Below are 15,283 nucleotides of genomic sequence, written 5' to 3'. Positions count from 1 at the left end.
GATCCGTCGCCCGCCCGCGCTGACCTGTTTCCTGCGACCGGCGGATCGAGCCGCCGGTCGTTCGCTGGTCGTCCTCGGTCCGCCCGTGTCTCCCCGTCAACGGCTCGCGTGACAGCGCGGGTCCGAGCGAGATCGGCGTACTCATGGATCTTGAAAAGTTGTTGTCCGACCGGCTGGCGCCGGCGTTCGCGGCGGTGGCCGGCGGCCCGGTCGACCCGCTCGTGCGGCGGTCCCCGCGTGCGGACTTCCAGTCCGACGCGGCGCTGGCGCTGGCCCGGCGGCTCGGCCGCCCGCCGCGCGACATCGCCGCGGCGGTGCTGGCGCACGCGGTGCTCGACGACGTCGGGGTGTCGGCGGAGGTCTCCGGGCCGGGTTTCCTCAACCTGACGGTTGCCGACCGGGCCCTGGCCGACATGGTCGCCGGGCTGGCCGGTGACGCCCGGCTCGGCGTGCCGCCGACGGTGACGCCGCAGACCGTGGTGGTCGACTACTCGGCGCCCAACGTGGCCAAGGAGATGCACGTCGGGCACCTTCGCTCCACTGTCATAGGTGATGCGGCGGTGCGGCTGCTGGACTGGCTCGGGCACCGGGTGGTGCGGGTCAACCACCTGGGTGACTGGGGGACACCGTTCGGCATGCTGATCGAGCACCTGATCGACCTCGGTGAGGCCGAAGCCGCGCAGAACCTGTCGATGGGGGACCTGGACACCTTCTACCGGGCGGCCCGGGTGAAGTTCGACGCCGACGAGGCGTTCCAGGAACGGTCGCGGCTGCGGGTGGTCGCGTTGCAGGGCGGTGACGAGCGGACCCGCCGGTTGTGGCGGCTGCTGGTGACGCAGTCCGAGCGGTACTTCCTGACCGTGTACGACCTGCTCGACGTGACGTTGTCCGCTGCCGACTTTCGGGGCGAGAGCGCCTACAACGACAGGCTCGCGGACGTCGTCGACGACCTCGACCGGCTGGGGCTGCTGCTGCCCAGCGGTGGGGCCCAGTGCGTCTTTCCGCAGGGGTTCACCGGCCGGGACGGCGAGCCGTTGCCGCTGATCGTGCGCAAGAGCGACGGTGGGTACGGCTACCCGGCCACCGACCTGGCCGCGCTGCGGCAGCGCGTCGGCGAGCTGGGCGCCACCCGGCTGCTGTACGTCGTCGGCCTACCGCAGCGGCAGCACTTCGCCATGGTGTTCGCCGTCGCCGAGGCGGCCGGCTGGCTCTGCCCGCCAGCCCGGGCCGAGCACCTGGGCTTCGGGTCCATCCTCGGCGCCGACGGGCGAATGCTGCGCAGCCGGGCCGGTGAGTCGGTGAAGCTGGTCGGGCTGTTGGAGGAGGCGGTCGCCCGTGCCACCGACCTGGCCCGGAGCAGGAACCCGGATCTGGACGCCGGGACCGCCGACGAGATCGGCCGCGCGGTGGGCATCGGTGCCATCAAGTACGCCGACCTGTCCGTCGACCGGACCACTGACTACGTCCTGGACTGGGAACGGATGTTGGCGCTGGACGGCAACACCGCGCCCTACCTCCAGTACGCGTACGCCCGGATCCGGTCCGTGCTGCGGCGGGCCGGGACCGCCGTGCGGCCGGACGCGCCCATCGTGGTGGCGCAGCCGGCGGAGCGGGCGCTCGCGGTCGAGCTGCTCGGCTTCGCCGCTGTGGTTGGCGAGCTGGAGCGGAGTCTCGAGTTTCATCAGCTCGCCGGTTACCTGCACCGACTCGCGACCGCGTTCAACGCGTTCTACGAGCGCTGCCCGGTGTTGCGGGCCACGGACGAGCTGCGGGAGAGCCGGCTGCTGCTGGCCGAGCTGACCGCCCGGACCCTGCGGCAGGGGCTGCACCTGCTGGGCATCCGCACCGTGGAGCGGATGTGACGATCCGGCCTTCCGGCCCGGTCAGCGGGCCCTCTTCGTCGCCCGCTTCCGGGGCGGCGTCAAGAGGTCGGCGATCTGCGCGATCGCGGCGGGCACCAGGCGGTAGTACGCCCAGACCCCGCGCTTGTCGCGTTCGAGCAGGCCGGCCTCGGTGAGGATCCGAAGGTGATGACTCACCGTCGGCTGGGAGAGATTGAGCGCCGCGGTGAGGTCACTCACTGACGCCTCACCTTCCGGCGCGGACTGGATCAGGCTGAGCAACCGGAGTCGCGCCGGATCGGCGAAGGCCTTCAGCACCCCCGCTAGCCGCTCGGCATCGGCCCGCTTGATGGGATCGCCGGTGAGCGGCGAGATCGCAGGCATGGCAGTTTTCGCAGTTCCCACGCCTGCCATAGTGACACCAACACCATCAATAAACCGGCAGATCCGGCACCAGCCCTCCGATGGCGTCCGGATGGCGCAACGGAACCACCGAACGTGAGTCGAACGCCGACGTCCGTGGTGGCACACGGGCCGTGTGGAGCTTCGGGAAGCTCCACACGGCCCGGGGCGTCAGCGGCGCGGTTTGGGTGCGATGCGGGGCAGGACGAACGGCGGCCCTGCGAAGATCAGGTCGGACTTCAACTCCTGGTACGCCCGCTTGGGCTGGTAGTTCTCGTCGTAGATGGTGGCCAGGCCCTCCGGCGGGTCGTCGAACCAGCCCGGCACCCACGAATGGTTGTCACTGAAACCCCAGACCGTGTACGACAGGCAGCTCCGCACGGCGAGGCACGCCTTCATCAGCACGCTGAAGTTGGCGGCCGACGCCTGGAGCCGGGGGTTGATCTCCTCCGAGTTGCCCGCCTGGACGCCCTCCGTCAGCTTGCTGCGGACGTCGACCTCGGTGAACGCGGTCGCGACGCCGAGCCCACCGAACTTCTTCAGCGCGGCGGTCACCTGGAGGGTGTCGAAGTTGCCGTACTGGGTGCCCAGGTGGCCCTGGGAGCCGACGCCGTCGATCGGCACGCCCTGGGCACGCAGGCTCTTGGTCATGTCGTACACGAACTGGGTCTTGTCGTCCGCCGGGTTGCCCGAGCCGAACGCCTCGATGTTGTAGTCGTTGTAGAACAGCAGGGCCTTGGGGTCGGCGGCCCGCGCCCAGCGGAACGCGTCGGCGATGTAGCCGGGCCCGAGGTTCTGCGCCCAGAAGCCCTTGTAGTGCAGGGTCGACGGGGTGTCCCACGGGTCGCTGACCGCCTCGTTGACCACGTCCCACTGCCAGATCTTGCCCTTGTAGCGGTTGACGACAGTGGTGATGTGGTTGCGCAGCAGCTCGCGCAACTCCTGCTTGCTGATGGAGCCGTCGGCGACGCCGCTGGTCAGCCAGGCCGGCAGCTGGTTGTGCCAGACCAGCACGTGGCCGCGCACGCTCTGCCGGTTGCGCTTGGCGAAGTCGACGAACTGGTCGGCCGGCGCCCAGTTGTAGGTGCCGCGGGTCGGCTCCAGGCTCTCCCACTTCATCACGTTCTCGGCGGTGACCGAGGCGAACTCGGAGGAGGCCAGCGTGCGGTACTGCGGGTCGCTGGCGTCGTTGAGGGCGTCCATGTCGACCGCGGTGCCGACGTGCAGGCCGTGGCGCAGGCCGAGGGTGCCGAGGCTCTGCGTCGTGGGGTCGTACGGTCGACTCGCGGTCGCCGGCACCGTGTTCAGCGTGGCGATGGTCGCGACTGCGACCAGGCCGACGGTCGACCACTGTCTCAACTTCATGTGCCTTCCCTTCCAGACGATCAATAGATAGATGTCGATCTAGGAGGTGAGGGTCCGGTATTGGTCGGGTGGAGATGCGAGCTGGCTGGGTGACGCCGGTAGTTCCGGCCGGAAACCGGAAACTTGCTCGAAACGTTAAGCCGATCTATGTCTGGGCGTCAACGCTGAAAACTTCCGGAAATTCATCACATGACCTGCCCAGCGCCGAGTGGCTGGCGGTCGAAACTTTCGGCGACCGGTTCGCGTGGTGAGGTCATCGCGGCGCACGCCACCAGGCATCGTCGCCCCGGTGGCCGACGATGCCTGGTGGCGCTACGGAAGAGTGATCAGCGCAGACCGGCGAAGAGGTCGTCCTCGGGGGTCGGCGCGCCCGTCCGGTCCCGGACCCGCACGAAGGTCTCCACGCCCATCAGCTCGGTGAACCGCTCCTGGCCCAGTTGCAGGAAGAAGATGTTCTCGGTCTGACTGGCGTGTGTGGCCAGCGCCTCGAACTTCTGCGCGCCGTACTTGCTCGTGTCGACCCAGGTGGTGATCTCGTCGTCGGGCAGGCCGAGCTGCGGCCCCGGCTCCGCCGCCGCGTCCGGTTCGGCCCACTCGACGCCGAGTTCCTTCATGATCCGGCCGAACTCCGCGAACGCCGTACGCGGCACAGTGGTCCAGTAGACCTTCGCCGGGACGTCCGTCTGCTCGACGGCGGCCATGGTGATCCGATGAGCCTGGATGTGGTCCGGGTGGCCGTAGAAACCGTTCTCGTCGTACGTGACGATCACGTCCGGCTGGTACTGCCGGATCAGCTCGGCGAGCCGGGCCGCCGCCTCCGCCACCGGCGTCGTCCAGAACGCGCCGGGCAGGTCGTTGGTGGGCCAGCCCATCATCCCGGAGTCGGCGTACCCGAGCGTCTCCAGGTGGGTGACGTTCAGCGTGGCGCAGCTGGCCTCCAGCTCGGCCTGGCGCATCGCCACCACGGCGGCCGGGTCGTGCCCCTCCTCGCCCGGCTTGACCCCACCCGGGCCGTCCCCACATCGCCCGTCGGTGCAGGTCACGAGAACAGTGGTGACCCCCTCGGCGGCATAGCGGGCAAGAACACCGCCGGTGCTCGTCGCCTCGTCGTCGGGGTGGGCGTGCACCGCCATCAGGGTCAGAGGTCGCTCAGCCATGCCATCACCCTACGGTCATCCGGCTACGGCCCCACGACCTCCACCGGGAACGTCCGCAGGAGCGGGCATCCTACCGAGCTCGGCATCCGTCGAGCGGTCCTTGTGTGAACGGCGCTCAGGCTCCGGGCAGGTCGTTAGATTCGGGCGTGATCAGCACATCCGAGCAGGTCCGGACGCGGGGAGAAGTCGATGGCAAGGGCCGCTGGCGGGTTCACTGACCTGCGACAGGCCGAGGCCGGTGTGCTGAACGTCGGATACGTCGACGCCGGGCCGCCCGACGGGGACGCGGTGATCCTCCTGCACGGGTGGCCCTACGACATCCACAGCTTCGCCGACGTCGTACCGCTGCTCACCGCCGCCGGTCAGCGGGTCGTCGTCCCGTACCTGCGGGGCTACGGCACGACCCGGTTCCTCTCCGACGACACCATGCGAAACGGCGAACCGGCGGCCATGGGGCTCGACCTCGTCGCCCTGATGGACGCCCTGCACATCGACACCGCGAAGCTCGCCGGGTTCGACTGGGGCGCGCGGACCGCCGACGTCGTCGCCGCGCTGTGGCCTGAGCGCTGCCGGGGTCTGGTCTCGGTGAGCGGCTACCTGATCGACGGACAGAAGTCGGGCACGGTCCCGCTGCCGCCGAAGGCGGAATTCGCGTGGTGGTACCAGTACTACTTCGCCACCGAGCGCGGCCGGGAAGGGTACGACAAGAACCGGCGCGACTTCGCCAAGCTGATCTGGCACACCGCGTCGCCCAGATGGACGTTCGACGACGCGACGTTCGACCGCAGCGCGGCAGCGTTCGACAACCCCGACCACGTCGACATCGTCATCCACAACTACCGCTGGCGGCTGGCCCTCGCCGACGGCGAGCCGCAGTACGCGGAGATCGAGGAGCGCCTCGCCGCGAAGCCGAAGATCACGGTGCCCAGCATCTCGCTGGAAGGGGACGCCAACGGGGCGCCGCACCTGGAGCCCACCGTCTACGGCAAGCAGTTCGCCGGCCCGTACGAGCACCGGACCGTCGGGGGCGGTGTCGGGCACAACCTGCCGCAGGAGGCGCCGCAGGCGTTCGCCGACGCGGTGCTGGAGGTCTGAATCGCTAGCCTCCCGGTCGCCGGGGCGTCGGACGTTCCACCCGCACCGGATCGCCGCGAACCAGTTCGTCGTGGATGCGCCACCGGGCGGTGGTGACGGCACGCCGCGCCGCCTCGTCGCCCTGCTCGATGCGTTGGCGCAGCAGGTCCAGGGCGATCCGGCGGTTGAGGCTGAACTGCCGCTCCTCGTCCACCACGACCACCAGGCCCGAGGGGCGGTGCGTCGCGCGTACCGCAGTGCTGGCCTTGTTCCGGTGCTGACCGCCCGGCCCGCCGGTGCGGCAGGCGACGATGTCGACGTCGGCCTCGCGGAACGTCGTCGGCCGAGCGTCGCGTTCGGGCGGCTGGGCGGTGACGTACCAGTTCTTCCGGCCGACGCCCGACCGGTACGGGCTCGGGGCCTGCCAGCACAGCGTCCCGGTCCACGAGGCCGCGAACGACTCGGCGTCGACGCCGGAGATCCGGATCAGCACCGACCGGTAGGTGCCGGGGCGGTCACCGGGCACCGCCTCGACCTGCTGGATCGTCAGACCTCGGCGGACGCCCTCGTCGCGCAGCCGGTGCAGCAGGTGACTCAGTGCCCAGGCGCACTCCTGTGGCCCACGCCCGGCCGACAACAGCAGGAACGCGGTCACGAGCGGCCCCGTCGGCCGCGGTGGCCCCGCCGGTCCGGCCGTGCGGCGGACCCGAGGTCGGGCGTCTTGTAGGTGACCACTGGCGTCGTGCTGACCACCGGTGTGGCCAGCCGATGCTCGACCAGGTCGGCGATCACCTGCTCGATGCGCTTGTACGCCGTGGGCGCCTCCTCGAAGAGCAGCTGCCGGTCACCGCACACCACCAGCGAACCCACCGGGGTACGGCGTAGCTCCTCGACGGTGTGCTTGGCCCGGCCCCGCCGCAGGGCGTCGGCGCGCGACATCTTGCGGCCAGCGCCGTGGGCCACCGAATGGTTGGCCTCCGGCCCGGCGTGCGCGGCCACCAGGTAGGACGCCGTTCCCCGGGTACCGGCGATCAGGACATCGCGCCCGTCACCCGGCGCCGCGCCCTTGCGGTGCAGGTAGATCCCGTCCCGGACCTCGACCAGGTTGTGGCACTGGTCGACGATCGGCGCGGTGGGCTCGGCCCCCAACGCGTGTGCCACCCGCGCGGCCAGCACCCGGCGGTTGAGCGAACCCCAGCGCACGGCGTCGTCGTGCATGCCCAGGTAGGCGGCAGGGTCGGGCGCCGCTCCGGCGCCGTGGACCTCGGTGTGCGCCCGCAGGATCCGCTCGCCAAGACCACGGGAACCGCTGTGCACGATCAGCACGAGATCGCCCGCGTCGAGCCCGAGCCGGCCCGCGTGCCGCACGTCGAAGACGGTGTCGACGCGGGCCAGCTCCACGAAGTGGTTGCCCCGGCCCACCGTCCCGAGGCCGTCCAGGTGACCGGCCGGGACGTCACAGTCGACGGCGGCCCAGGCGGGGTCGTCGGCGTCGCGTACCGGGTCGAGCGCCTGGTCGAGGTCAGGGAACCAGGCAGCGAGCCGTTCCGGTACGGCCCGCTTGAGCTTGATCGGAAACACGGCGATGCCGCAGCCGATGTCGGAGCCCACCAGGAACGGGTACAGCACTGTCGACGCCATGGCCGCGCCGATGGGCGCGCCCTTGCCGGGATGCAGGTCCGGCATCGCGGCGACGTGCCGCATGCCGTCCAGGGCGGCGACCTGTTGGCACTGTGCGAGCGCATCGGATTCGATCCAGCTCGCGGGAGAGGCGAACACCGTGACGGTGGCCGGGGCGGACGGGGGCAGGGGCTCCCGAGGGAGATGGTGCTGGGACAAGGAGGCTCATCTCTGGCTGCGAACGTGAAAGCGGACGGCGTCACGGCCCCCGGGAGGCATCACCGGTGGCGCGGAGCAGGGGGTGGAGTCCGTCAGTACGTCATGGACGTCACTCTGGCCGAGGCGCGCCGGGTACGACAACCGATTTTCCTTCACGTCGTACGCTGCCGCGATGAGCGCACCACGTCGCATCCTGGTCTACGGGGTGTACGGCTCCGGCAAGTCCACCCTCGCGGCGCGATTGGCCGAACACCTCGGACTGCCCTGGTATCCGGTGGACGATCTGCTCTGGCAACCGGGCTGGGTCGAGGTGCCGGTCACCCAGCAACGCAGCCGGATCGAGGAGATCTGCCGACGGGACCGCTGGATCATCGACGGGGCGTACCACGGCTGGCGGGACGTCCCGATGGCCCGCGCCGACCTGGTCGTCGGCCTGGACTATCCACGATGGCGTTCGTTCGGGCGGTTGCTCCGCCGCACCGTCCGCCGGGTGGTCACCGGCGAGGTGATCTGCAACGGCAACCGTGAGTCGCTGAGCAGTGTGCTGTCCGCGGACTCGATCCTGGTGTGGCACGTCACCGCGTTCGGCCGGGCCCGACGGCGGATGCGGGCCTGGCAGGCCGACCCGTCCGCGCCGCCCGTGGTGTTACTGCGCTCCCCAGCGGAGCTGGACGTCTGGCTGGCCGGGTTGCCCCGCCGCTGAGGCCGCGGGAGGCGCGGGCAGCCGCCCAACTGAGAGGGCCTTCCTGCACGACTGGGCGCGGGCCCACGAGCGGAAGGACGAAGCCATGCGCGAGCTGGGGCTTGTCGACTGACCGTCCATGGCGAACGCGTCGTCGGCCCGCTCCCGGTGGGGAGCGGGCCGACGACGTGACGTGGCCCGGCCGGGATCACACCGGCCGGGCCACCTATCAGGACTCCAGGCGTCGACGCCGGGCCAGGAAGAACGCGACAGCGCCCAGCACGACCATCACACTTCCGACGCCGGTCATGGCCGGGACCGTACCGCTGCCGGTGACAGGCAGGATGGGGTGCTTGCCGCCGCCACCAGGTCGACCGGGAGGTCCGGGGGGTCCGGACGGGCCAGGTGCTCCGGGGCTACCGGGCGCTCCGGGACTACCGGGTGCTCCTGGGGCTCCCGGCGCTCCTGGGCTACCGGGTGCTCCGGGGCTACCGGGCGCTCCTGGGCTGCCGGGCGCTCCTGGGCTGCCGGGCGCTCCGGGGCTACCGGGTGCTCCCGGACTACCAGGTGCGCCGGGGCTGCCGGGCGCTCCCGGGCTACCGGGCGCGCCGGGGCTGCCGGGCGGACCGGACGGGCCGGGCGGACCGGTGGGCCCGGGCGGGCCGGTCGGTCCGGGCGGACCCGTCGGCCCGGCGCAGTTCGGCGCGGTGATGGTGTTGGTCTGCAGGGTGACGGCCTCGGTGCGCGCCAGCGCGCGGCCCTGGAGGGTCGCGCCCGTGGCCATCGTGATCGCGGCCTGAGCCATGATGGTGCCCACGAACGTGGTGCCGGTGCCGATCGTCGCCGAGCTGCCGATCTTCCAGAACACGTTGCAGGCCGACGCCCCGTTGATCAGGACGACGCTGCTGCCCGACGCCGTCGTCAGCGAGGAGTCGACCTGGAAGATGAACACGGCCGACGGGTCGCCCTGGCCGTTGAGCGTCAACGGTCCGGTCAGTTGGGCGGCGCCGATCCGGTAGACCCCTTCGTTGAGCGTGTTGCCGCCCAGCTCCGCCGGGAGGTTGGTGAACGGGGTCCGGCCGGCCGCGTCGTTGTAGGCGATGGTCAGGTCGCTCTGAGCTTGGAGCGCGACCGCGTCGCCGAGGTGTATCTCGCCGCCGATGGTTGCCGTCTCGAAGCCGGCCGAGGTGTTTCCGGGGTACCGTCCGAGGCTCTGGGCCAGGAAGCTGGGGCCGGTGTTCGTGGGCTCCGCTCCGGCCAGGACGGAGAAGTTGGCCGCCGTTCCCAGGTTCACCGGTGCTTCCTGGGCGTTGGCGGCGGTCGAGCTGAAGAGCAGCAAGCTGGCTGCCACCGTGGCGGCTGCGCCAGCCGCGAGCGACGGCAGGACAACTCGCCGCCGTAGCCAATTCTTGGGTTTAGCTGTCACAGAACACCCTCCGTGGGTACTACTCGCAGGAGACGGCCAGCGAGTGGCGTCCTGCGTGATACGGCCTGTAAGGCGCCGATAAGCGCGCTGACCACCACATCACGTCAGGTGTTCAAATGAGGGCAAATTGGGACAATAGCTGGAGTGTGACTATCTGAATAGGACCGGCCTTCGCGTTCGTGTTCCCTCGTGTTCGCCGCTTCCAGGCATGCGGGCATGCGGGCGGGCGAGTGCGGCCAGGCAGTCGAGCAAATCTCGGTCTACCGCTGGACGGCCGGGACCGGCCTGACCGCGCGGCCGAGGACGCAGGGGGAGGAGGGGCCGTTGCTGGTGGCCGGGAAACGGAACCTGCGCAGCTCCTGCACCTCGAAGCCGGCCGCGCCGATGGCGGCGACGGTATCGCGGTTGGTGTGGCAGCCGGCGAACAGCTTCGGCCACAGTGTGGCGTCGAGGAGTCGTTGGGCGCGGTGCAGACCGGTGGCCTCCTCGGCGGCCACGTGCTCGAAGAACCGCACCTGGCCTCCGGGGCGCAGCACCCGGCTGATCTCGGCCAACGCGCTCGTCTGATCGGGCACTGTGCACAACACCAACGCGACCACCGCCGCGTCGAACTCGCCGTCCCCGGCGGGCAGCGCCTCGGCCAGGCCGTCGACGACACTGACCCGAACCGGCGCGGTCGACGCGGCGCGCTCGGCAGCGGCACGCAGGCGCCGTTCCGGTTCGACAGCGAGGACCTCTGTCACCCCCGGTGGGTAGTGGGCGAACATCCGCCCGTTGCCCGCGCCGATCTCGATCACCCGGCCGGAGAGGCCGGCGACCAGGTCCCGCCGGAAAGCCGCAGTGCCGGCGCGGTCCATGGCGACGCTGAGCCGCTCGTAGACCCGAGCGAACACCGGGTGGGACACCGTGGCCACGTCGACCTCCTGATCTCCGTCGAACTGTTCTCCGGCGATTGTCCTGCATCCGTGCACGCTTTCCGTCTTACTGGTTGGCAGCACGATTCAACCCAGTGCAGACAGGACGTGGTGCGACCATGAAGATCGTCGTCATCGGGGGCAGCGGCCTCATCGGCTCCAAGCTCGTGGACCGCCTCGGCGCCCAGGGCCACGAGGCGGTGCCGGCATCACCGAAGACCGGCGTGAACACCCTGACCGGCGAGGGAGTGGCCGGTGCGCTCACCGACGCCGAGGTCGTCGTCGACGTGTCGAACTCGCCGTCGTTCGAGGCCGCCGCCGTACTGGAGTTCTTCGAGACCTCGACCCGGACGCTCCTCGCCGCCGCGTCGGACGCCGGGGTGAACCACTACGTGGCGCTCTCCATCGTGGGGTGCGACCGGATCCCGGACAGCGGGTACATGCGCGCGAAGGTCGCCCAGGAGAAGCTGATCGTCGCGTCCGGACTCCCGTACTCGGTGGTGCACGCCACCCAGTTCTTCGAGTTCCTCCAGGGCATCATCGACACCGCCACGGACGGCGACACGGTGCACCTCGCGCCGGTGCTCATTCAGCCGATGGCCGCTGACGACGTCGCGGCCGCGGTCGCCGAGGTCGCGCTCGGCGCGCCGACGAACTCCGTGGTCGAGGTCGCCGGCCCGGAGCAGTTCCGCCTCGACGAACTGGGCCGATCCCTCCTCGCCGACAAACAGGACAGTCGTTCGGTGGTGGCCGACCCCGACGCCCGGTACTTCGGTGCCGAGCTGGGCGAACGCTCGCTCGTCCCGGCCGACGGTGCCCGCCTCGCCGGCACCGCCCTGGACGACTGGCGTGCCCGGGCGGGCGGGGGGAACTGAGCCGGTCCGCTACCTCGGGGCCCTGGGCGGGCCGGCCCGCCCACCCAGGCGCTGCACCAACTCCTGTACCGCCTCGGTGAACGGCTCGTCGGACTCGCCCGGCCAGTGCCCGTGGATGGGTGGGGCGACGCTGTCCCCGGGGGGTGTCACCACGTCACAGGGGTCACGCTGTCGACGATCCACAGCGGCGGCCGGGTCACAGTTGGTGGCCGGCGCGGGTGCGGGATGCGGCGAGAAGATCCAGCCCCCGATCGGGTCGGTGTCGCGCCACAGGTTCACCCAGCGCCAACCCACCCGCCGGCCGATCTCGTGCAGTGCCGCGTCGTCGACGTACGCGGGGAAGAGCCGTGCGTACAGGCGGCGCAGCGGGGATCCGTGGGTGAGCAGGGCGACCCGATCGCCGACCTGCGGCGGCAGTTGGAGGACAGTGGCGGCGAGCAGAACCGAGCCGTGGCTGTGCCCGGTGAGCAGCACCGCGTCGCCGCGTTCGACGAGGTAGGTGATCCGGCGGGCCAACTCCGGGACCGCCCGCTCGGAGTAGCAGGGCGGCGCGAACGGGTGGGCGGCCCGGGGCCAGAAGGTGCCGAGGTCCCAGAGGACACCGATGTGCCGGCGGTACGGCTCGGTCCGGTACGCGAAGATGCCACCGATGATCAGGCCGAGAATGATCGCCGCGATCACCCAGCTACCGAACGCGATGGCGAACGTGATCGCGCCCGCCGGCAATCCGATGGTCTGCTCGAGCACGTCGCTCGGGACCTGCCCGAGCAGGCCGAGGGTGGTGGTGGCCGTGCCGAGTCCGGCGAGGCAACCGTAGAGCACTGCCAACGGCACCAGCTTCTCGGTGAAGCGAGCTCGGGCGATCGCGTCTCGGACCTGCCGCAGCCGGGGACCTGCCTCGGCCGGCGGGTCCGGGAAGTCGCGCGCGACGATCGCCGCCGCGGCCCGACGTCGACTCCGGCGGGAGATCAGGATGACGAGGACAGCGATGATCGCGGTGAACAGCACCGCCCGGAAGAAGCCGAAGATCGCCCAGGTGTAGGCGCGGGGTGGGCCGGAGGCGATGCCCGCTCCGGTCGGTACATCGCGGTCCAGGAAGTCCGCCACCCGGTAGACCAGTTCGGCTGAGTACGCCACCGCCATGCTGATCCCGGTGGCGGAGACGACGAGAGCGCCCAGCCCGAACAGCGGGGTGGCGTCGTGCTCCCGACGCCGGTGCCAGAGCAGCACCACGCCCAGGGCGGCCAACAGTGTCGTCTGCGCCACGAACAGACCGGCCAGGGTCGGGTCGTAGCCGGGGAGCCCGTGCTCCTGCGGCCACGGCTGCGAGGTGGTCGTCACGTGTGCCACGACGACCACGGTCAGGACGACGGCAGCGGTCCGGAGGGTGCGGGTGACCCGGTCGAGCCGCTGGTCGCCGGGGGCCCGGTCCATCAGCGGCGGTGTGCAGAGCAGTCCCACGCAGCCCGTCAGGATCACCCCCGTGATCGCCGTCAGCGCGATCGTGGCCGGGGAGGCGTCACTGGCGCCCCGGGCCAGCAGCAGGACGAGGTCCAGCGTCGCGAAGGCCGCGGCGACGTGGATGGCGCGCAACCGGCCCACCAGCGGCTCGGCGTCCCACTGGCCGACGGTGCCGAGCCGAGACGCGGAGGTGCCCTGATCAGGTGCCCGGAACGCCTCGAAGGTCCGCCCCGGACGGCAGCTGACCCGCCAGATCAGGCCGATCGCGGCGACCGGGACCAGCGCGAGCACCGCCAGCCGCAGTCCGACCGGGCGTCCACCCAACCAGGACAACCAACTGCGTCCGGCCAGGCAGTCCGGCGAGGCCAGGCACTTCCAACCGACGAGGTCCAGGGCGACGCCGGCGATGGCGAGCACGTACAACACGGTGAGGGTGAGCGCCAGCACCCGGCACAGGGACTTGACCGTCGCCTCGGAACGTGGGTTCGCCGGGCGCATCCAGATCGCGACGTTGACAAGCATGAAGGGCAGCAGGAAGACCACCGCCAGGGTGCGGGCCACGGTCCCGGAGGGCAGGTCACCCCAGCGGTACGCCTCAAGCGTCACCCCGTGCGCGCCGGTGCTGTCCAAGTACCGGGGGCGCGGCCGGTAGAACCCGCCACTGCGGTCACCGGCGACCTGCCCGATCTGTTGCAGGTCCAGCACCTGTGCGGCGCTCGCGCCGGAGACTCCGTGCACCCGTAGCTCCACGACGTCACCGGAGTCGTCCGGCCCGCTCAACCGCGCTGATCCATCCGACGTCCCCCCGAGGCGTCTCGCAGCCCTTGTCCCGCGACCAGCCCGACATCATGCGAGGGGCCGCCGACCGCGGTGACGGCAGAGCCGGGTCTACCCGATCCGGACGCCCTCAATCTCGGCCTGCCGGCGTGCTGCCGCCCAGTCCGGCCCGGCCGTGGCCGACCGGCTCTGGGCGTACGCCGAGAAAGGCACTCGCCTCGCGCTGAGGACGGCCGGGCAGTGCCGGTGAGGATTGATCCGGTGGTGGCAGGGTAGGTGCCGCCATGGTCGCTGCCGGTCGGCGCGGAGCGGACGCGGGCCCGTCGACCGTCGCCCGGTGGTGGGACCGCTTGGTGGCCGCGTTGCGCGAGCGGGTCCGTCGGGTACGAACCATCGGCGGCCTGGCCCTGCAGGCCGGCCTGGCCGCGGGGCTGTCCTGGTTCGTGGCGCATTCGCTGCTGCAGGTGTCGCAGCCGGTGTTCGCGCCGATCTCCGCCGTCTCGACGCTCGCCGCGTCCGTCGGCCAACGGTTGCGTCGCACCGTCGAGCTGATCATCGGTGTCACCGTCGGAGTGCTGATCGGTGACCTGCTCCTCCTGGTGATCGGCACCGGGTGGTGGCAGCTCGCCCTGATCGTCACGCTGGCGATCGTCGTCGCGCTCCTGCTCGCGGGTAGCGCGGCGGTGGTGGTCCAGGCCGGTGCGACGGCGGTGCTCATCGCCACGCTCAGCCCGGCCGTCCGGGATCTGGAGATCCCCCGGTTCGTGGACGCGCTCGTCGGTGGAGGAGTGGCGCTGCTGGTCACCGCCGTGTTGCTGCCGTTGAACCCGCTGCGGGTGCTCAACCGGGCCGCGCGGCCGGCGTTGGATCTCCTCGCGACCCAGCTCGACGCCACCGCCGAGGCGCTGACCGAGAAGGACGCAGCTCGGGCCCGTACCGCCCGGGGTGAGCTGCGGCAGAGCGCGGGCCGGTTGAAGGCGTTCGTCGAGGCGACCCAGGGTGCCCGGGAGGCGAGCACCCTGTCGCCGGTGTACTGGCATCAACGGCACGGGCCGGTGGGCCGTTACGCGCAGGCGGCGGAGCCGATCGACAGGGCGATGCGCAACAGCGGCACCCTGATCCGACGATCGGTGACGCTCATCGAGGACGGCGAGCCGGTGCCGGAGTCGTTGCCGACGGCGGTGGCCGATCTCGCCGAGGCGGTCCGCCTGCTCAAGCGGCAGTTCGCCGCCGGTGCCGAGCCGAACCGGGCCCGGGAGCAGGCGCTGCGGGCGGTCCGGGCGGCCGGGCACGCCTATCGGGACGGCGTTGGCTTCTCCGGTGCGGTGGTGGTGGCACAGGTCCGGACGACAGTCAGTGACCTCCTGGTCGCCTCCGGGTTGAGCCAGGAGGAGGCGAATCACCTGGTCAGAAGGCTTTTCGGAGACCTTTGAGAGCCGAGTGGGCCCCAGCGGAGCCAGATGGCGGCAC

13 protein-coding genes are annotated in these 15,283 nt (G+C 71.1%); 5 read left to right on the top strand and 8 right to left on the bottom strand.

Annotated elements, in window-relative coordinates; all coding sequences use genetic code 11:
• The first annotated feature begins 143 nt into the window (after positions 1 to 143).
• Positions 144 to 1,862: an arginine--tRNA ligase gene (argS, locus tag OG598_RS17425; RefSeq protein WP_328650159.1), complete on the top strand. Its 1,719-nt coding sequence runs from the start codon at positions 144 to 146 to the stop codon at positions 1,860 to 1,862.
• A 21-nt stretch (positions 1,863 to 1,883) separates the two neighbouring features.
• Here the strand turns inward: argS and OG598_RS17420 are convergent, their stop codons facing one another.
• The 3 genes from OG598_RS17420 to OG598_RS17410 all read right to left on the bottom strand — a co-directional run bounded on the left by OG598_RS17420 (position 1,884) and on the right by OG598_RS17410 (position 4,765).
• Positions 1,884 to 2,225: an ArsR/SmtB family transcription factor gene (locus OG598_RS17420; RefSeq protein ID WP_112585316.1), complete on the bottom strand. Its 342-nt coding sequence runs from the start codon at positions 2,223 to 2,225 to the stop codon at positions 1,884 to 1,886.
• 189 nt (positions 2,226 to 2,414) lie between these two features.
• Entirely contained in the window at positions 2,415 to 3,608 is a 1,194-nt protein-coding gene (locus tag OG598_RS17415) for an endo-1,4-beta-xylanase (RefSeq protein WP_328650158.1), read from the bottom strand.
• 326 nt (positions 3,609 to 3,934) lie between these two features.
• Positions 3,935 to 4,765 (bottom strand): PIG-L family deacetylase, encoded by an 831-nt coding sequence (locus tag OG598_RS17410; RefSeq protein WP_328650157.1) that lies wholly within the window; start codon positions 4,763 to 4,765, stop codon positions 3,935 to 3,937.
• 189 nt (positions 4,766 to 4,954) lie between these two features.
• Between OG598_RS17410 and OG598_RS17405 the strand changes: the two genes are divergently transcribed.
• Positions 4,955 to 5,860, top strand: a complete 906-nt coding sequence (locus OG598_RS17405; RefSeq protein WP_328650156.1) for an alpha/beta fold hydrolase — start codon at positions 4,955 to 4,957, stop codon at positions 5,858 to 5,860.
• A gap of 4 nt (positions 5,861 to 5,864) precedes the next feature.
• Here OG598_RS17405 and prfH read toward each other — a convergent pair whose 3' ends face one another.
• Positions 5,865 to 6,494 (bottom strand): peptide chain release factor H, encoded by a 630-nt coding sequence (prfH, locus tag OG598_RS17400; protein ID WP_328650155.1) that lies wholly within the window; start codon positions 6,492 to 6,494, stop codon positions 5,865 to 5,867.
• Positions 6,491 to 7,678 (bottom strand): RNA ligase RtcB family protein, encoded by a 1,188-nt coding sequence (locus OG598_RS17395; protein ID WP_328650154.1) that lies wholly within the window; start codon positions 7,676 to 7,678, stop codon positions 6,491 to 6,493. Before OG598_RS17395 ends, prfH begins: the two co-directional genes overlap by 4 nt.
• Before the next feature lie 172 nt (positions 7,679 to 7,850).
• Here OG598_RS17395 and OG598_RS17390 point away from each other — a divergent pair, with 172 nt between their 5' ends.
• Positions 7,851 to 8,381, top strand: a complete 531-nt coding sequence (locus OG598_RS17390; protein ID WP_328650153.1) for an adenylate kinase — start codon at positions 7,851 to 7,853, stop codon at positions 8,379 to 8,381.
• Positions 8,382 to 8,589: 208 nt separating this feature from the next.
• Here the strand turns inward: OG598_RS17390 and OG598_RS17385 are convergent, their stop codons facing one another.
• Together OG598_RS17385 and OG598_RS17380 are read right to left on the bottom strand one after the other, a co-directional pair.
• Positions 8,590 to 9,711: an ice-binding family protein gene (locus tag OG598_RS17385; protein WP_328650152.1), complete on the bottom strand. Its 1,122-nt coding sequence runs from the start codon at positions 9,709 to 9,711 to the stop codon at positions 8,590 to 8,592.
• Positions 9,712 to 10,046: 335 nt separating this feature from the next.
• Positions 10,047 to 10,700 (bottom strand): class I SAM-dependent methyltransferase, encoded by a 654-nt coding sequence (locus OG598_RS17380; protein ID WP_328650151.1) that lies wholly within the window; start codon positions 10,698 to 10,700, stop codon positions 10,047 to 10,049.
• Positions 10,701 to 10,819: 119 nt separating this feature from the next.
• Between OG598_RS17380 and OG598_RS17375 the strand changes: the two genes are divergently transcribed.
• Entirely contained in the window at positions 10,820 to 11,575 is a 756-nt protein-coding gene (locus OG598_RS17375) for an SDR family oxidoreductase (RefSeq protein WP_328650150.1), read from the top strand.
• A gap of 9 nt (positions 11,576 to 11,584) precedes the next feature.
• Here the strand turns inward: OG598_RS17375 and OG598_RS17370 are convergent, their stop codons facing one another.
• Positions 11,585 to 13,816 carry a hypothetical protein gene (locus OG598_RS17370; protein ID WP_328650149.1) on the bottom strand — a complete coding sequence of 744 codons (2,232 nt, stop codon included), beginning with the start codon at positions 13,814 to 13,816 and terminating at the stop codon, positions 11,585 to 11,587.
• 281 nt (positions 13,817 to 14,097) lie between these two features.
• On the opposite strand from OG598_RS17370, the gene OG598_RS17365 reads away from it, so the two are divergent.
• A complete protein-coding gene (locus tag OG598_RS17365; protein WP_328650148.1) occupies positions 14,098 to 15,246 on the top strand; it encodes an FUSC family protein in 1,149 nt (382 codons plus the stop codon).
• Positions 15,247 to 15,283 lie beyond the last annotated feature (37 nt).

The sequence above is a fragment of the Micromonospora sp. NBC_00330 genome, from assembly GCF_036136635.1.
GTDB classification, from domain to species: domain Bacteria; phylum Actinomycetota; class Actinomycetes; order Mycobacteriales; family Micromonosporaceae; genus Micromonospora; species Micromonospora salmantinae.
The sequence above is the reverse complement of the archived record's forward strand: the minus strand, read 5'-3'. Positions and strand labels throughout refer to the sequence as shown.

Bases quoted from the DNA above. Each gene is read 5' to 3' on its own strand.
- OG598_RS17415 (WP_328650158.1), bottom strand. From the start codon at position 3,608: ATGAAGTTGAGACAGTGGTCGACCGTCGGCCTGGTCGCAGTCGCGACC.
- OG598_RS17375 (WP_328650150.1), top strand. From the start codon at position 10,820: ATGAAGATCGTCGTCATCGGGGGCAGCGGCCTCATCGGCTCCAAGCTC.
- OG598_RS17365 (WP_328650148.1), top strand. From the start codon at position 14,098: ATGGTCGCTGCCGGTCGGCGCGGAGCGGACGCGGGCCCGTCGACCGTC.
- OG598_RS17420 (WP_112585316.1), bottom strand. From the start codon at position 2,225: ATGCCTGCGATCTCGCCGCTCACCGGCGATCCCATCAAGCGGGCCGAT.
- OG598_RS17390 (WP_328650153.1), top strand. From the start codon at position 7,851: ATGAGCGCACCACGTCGCATCCTGGTCTACGGGGTGTACGGCTCCGGC.
- OG598_RS17405 (WP_328650156.1), top strand. From the start codon at position 4,955: ATGGCAAGGGCCGCTGGCGGGTTCACTGACCTGCGACAGGCCGAGGCC.
- OG598_RS17410 (WP_328650157.1), bottom strand. From the start codon at position 4,765: ATGGCTGAGCGACCTCTGACCCTGATGGCGGTGCACGCCCACCCCGAC.
- argS (WP_328650159.1), top strand. From the start codon at position 144: ATGGATCTTGAAAAGTTGTTGTCCGACCGGCTGGCGCCGGCGTTCGCG.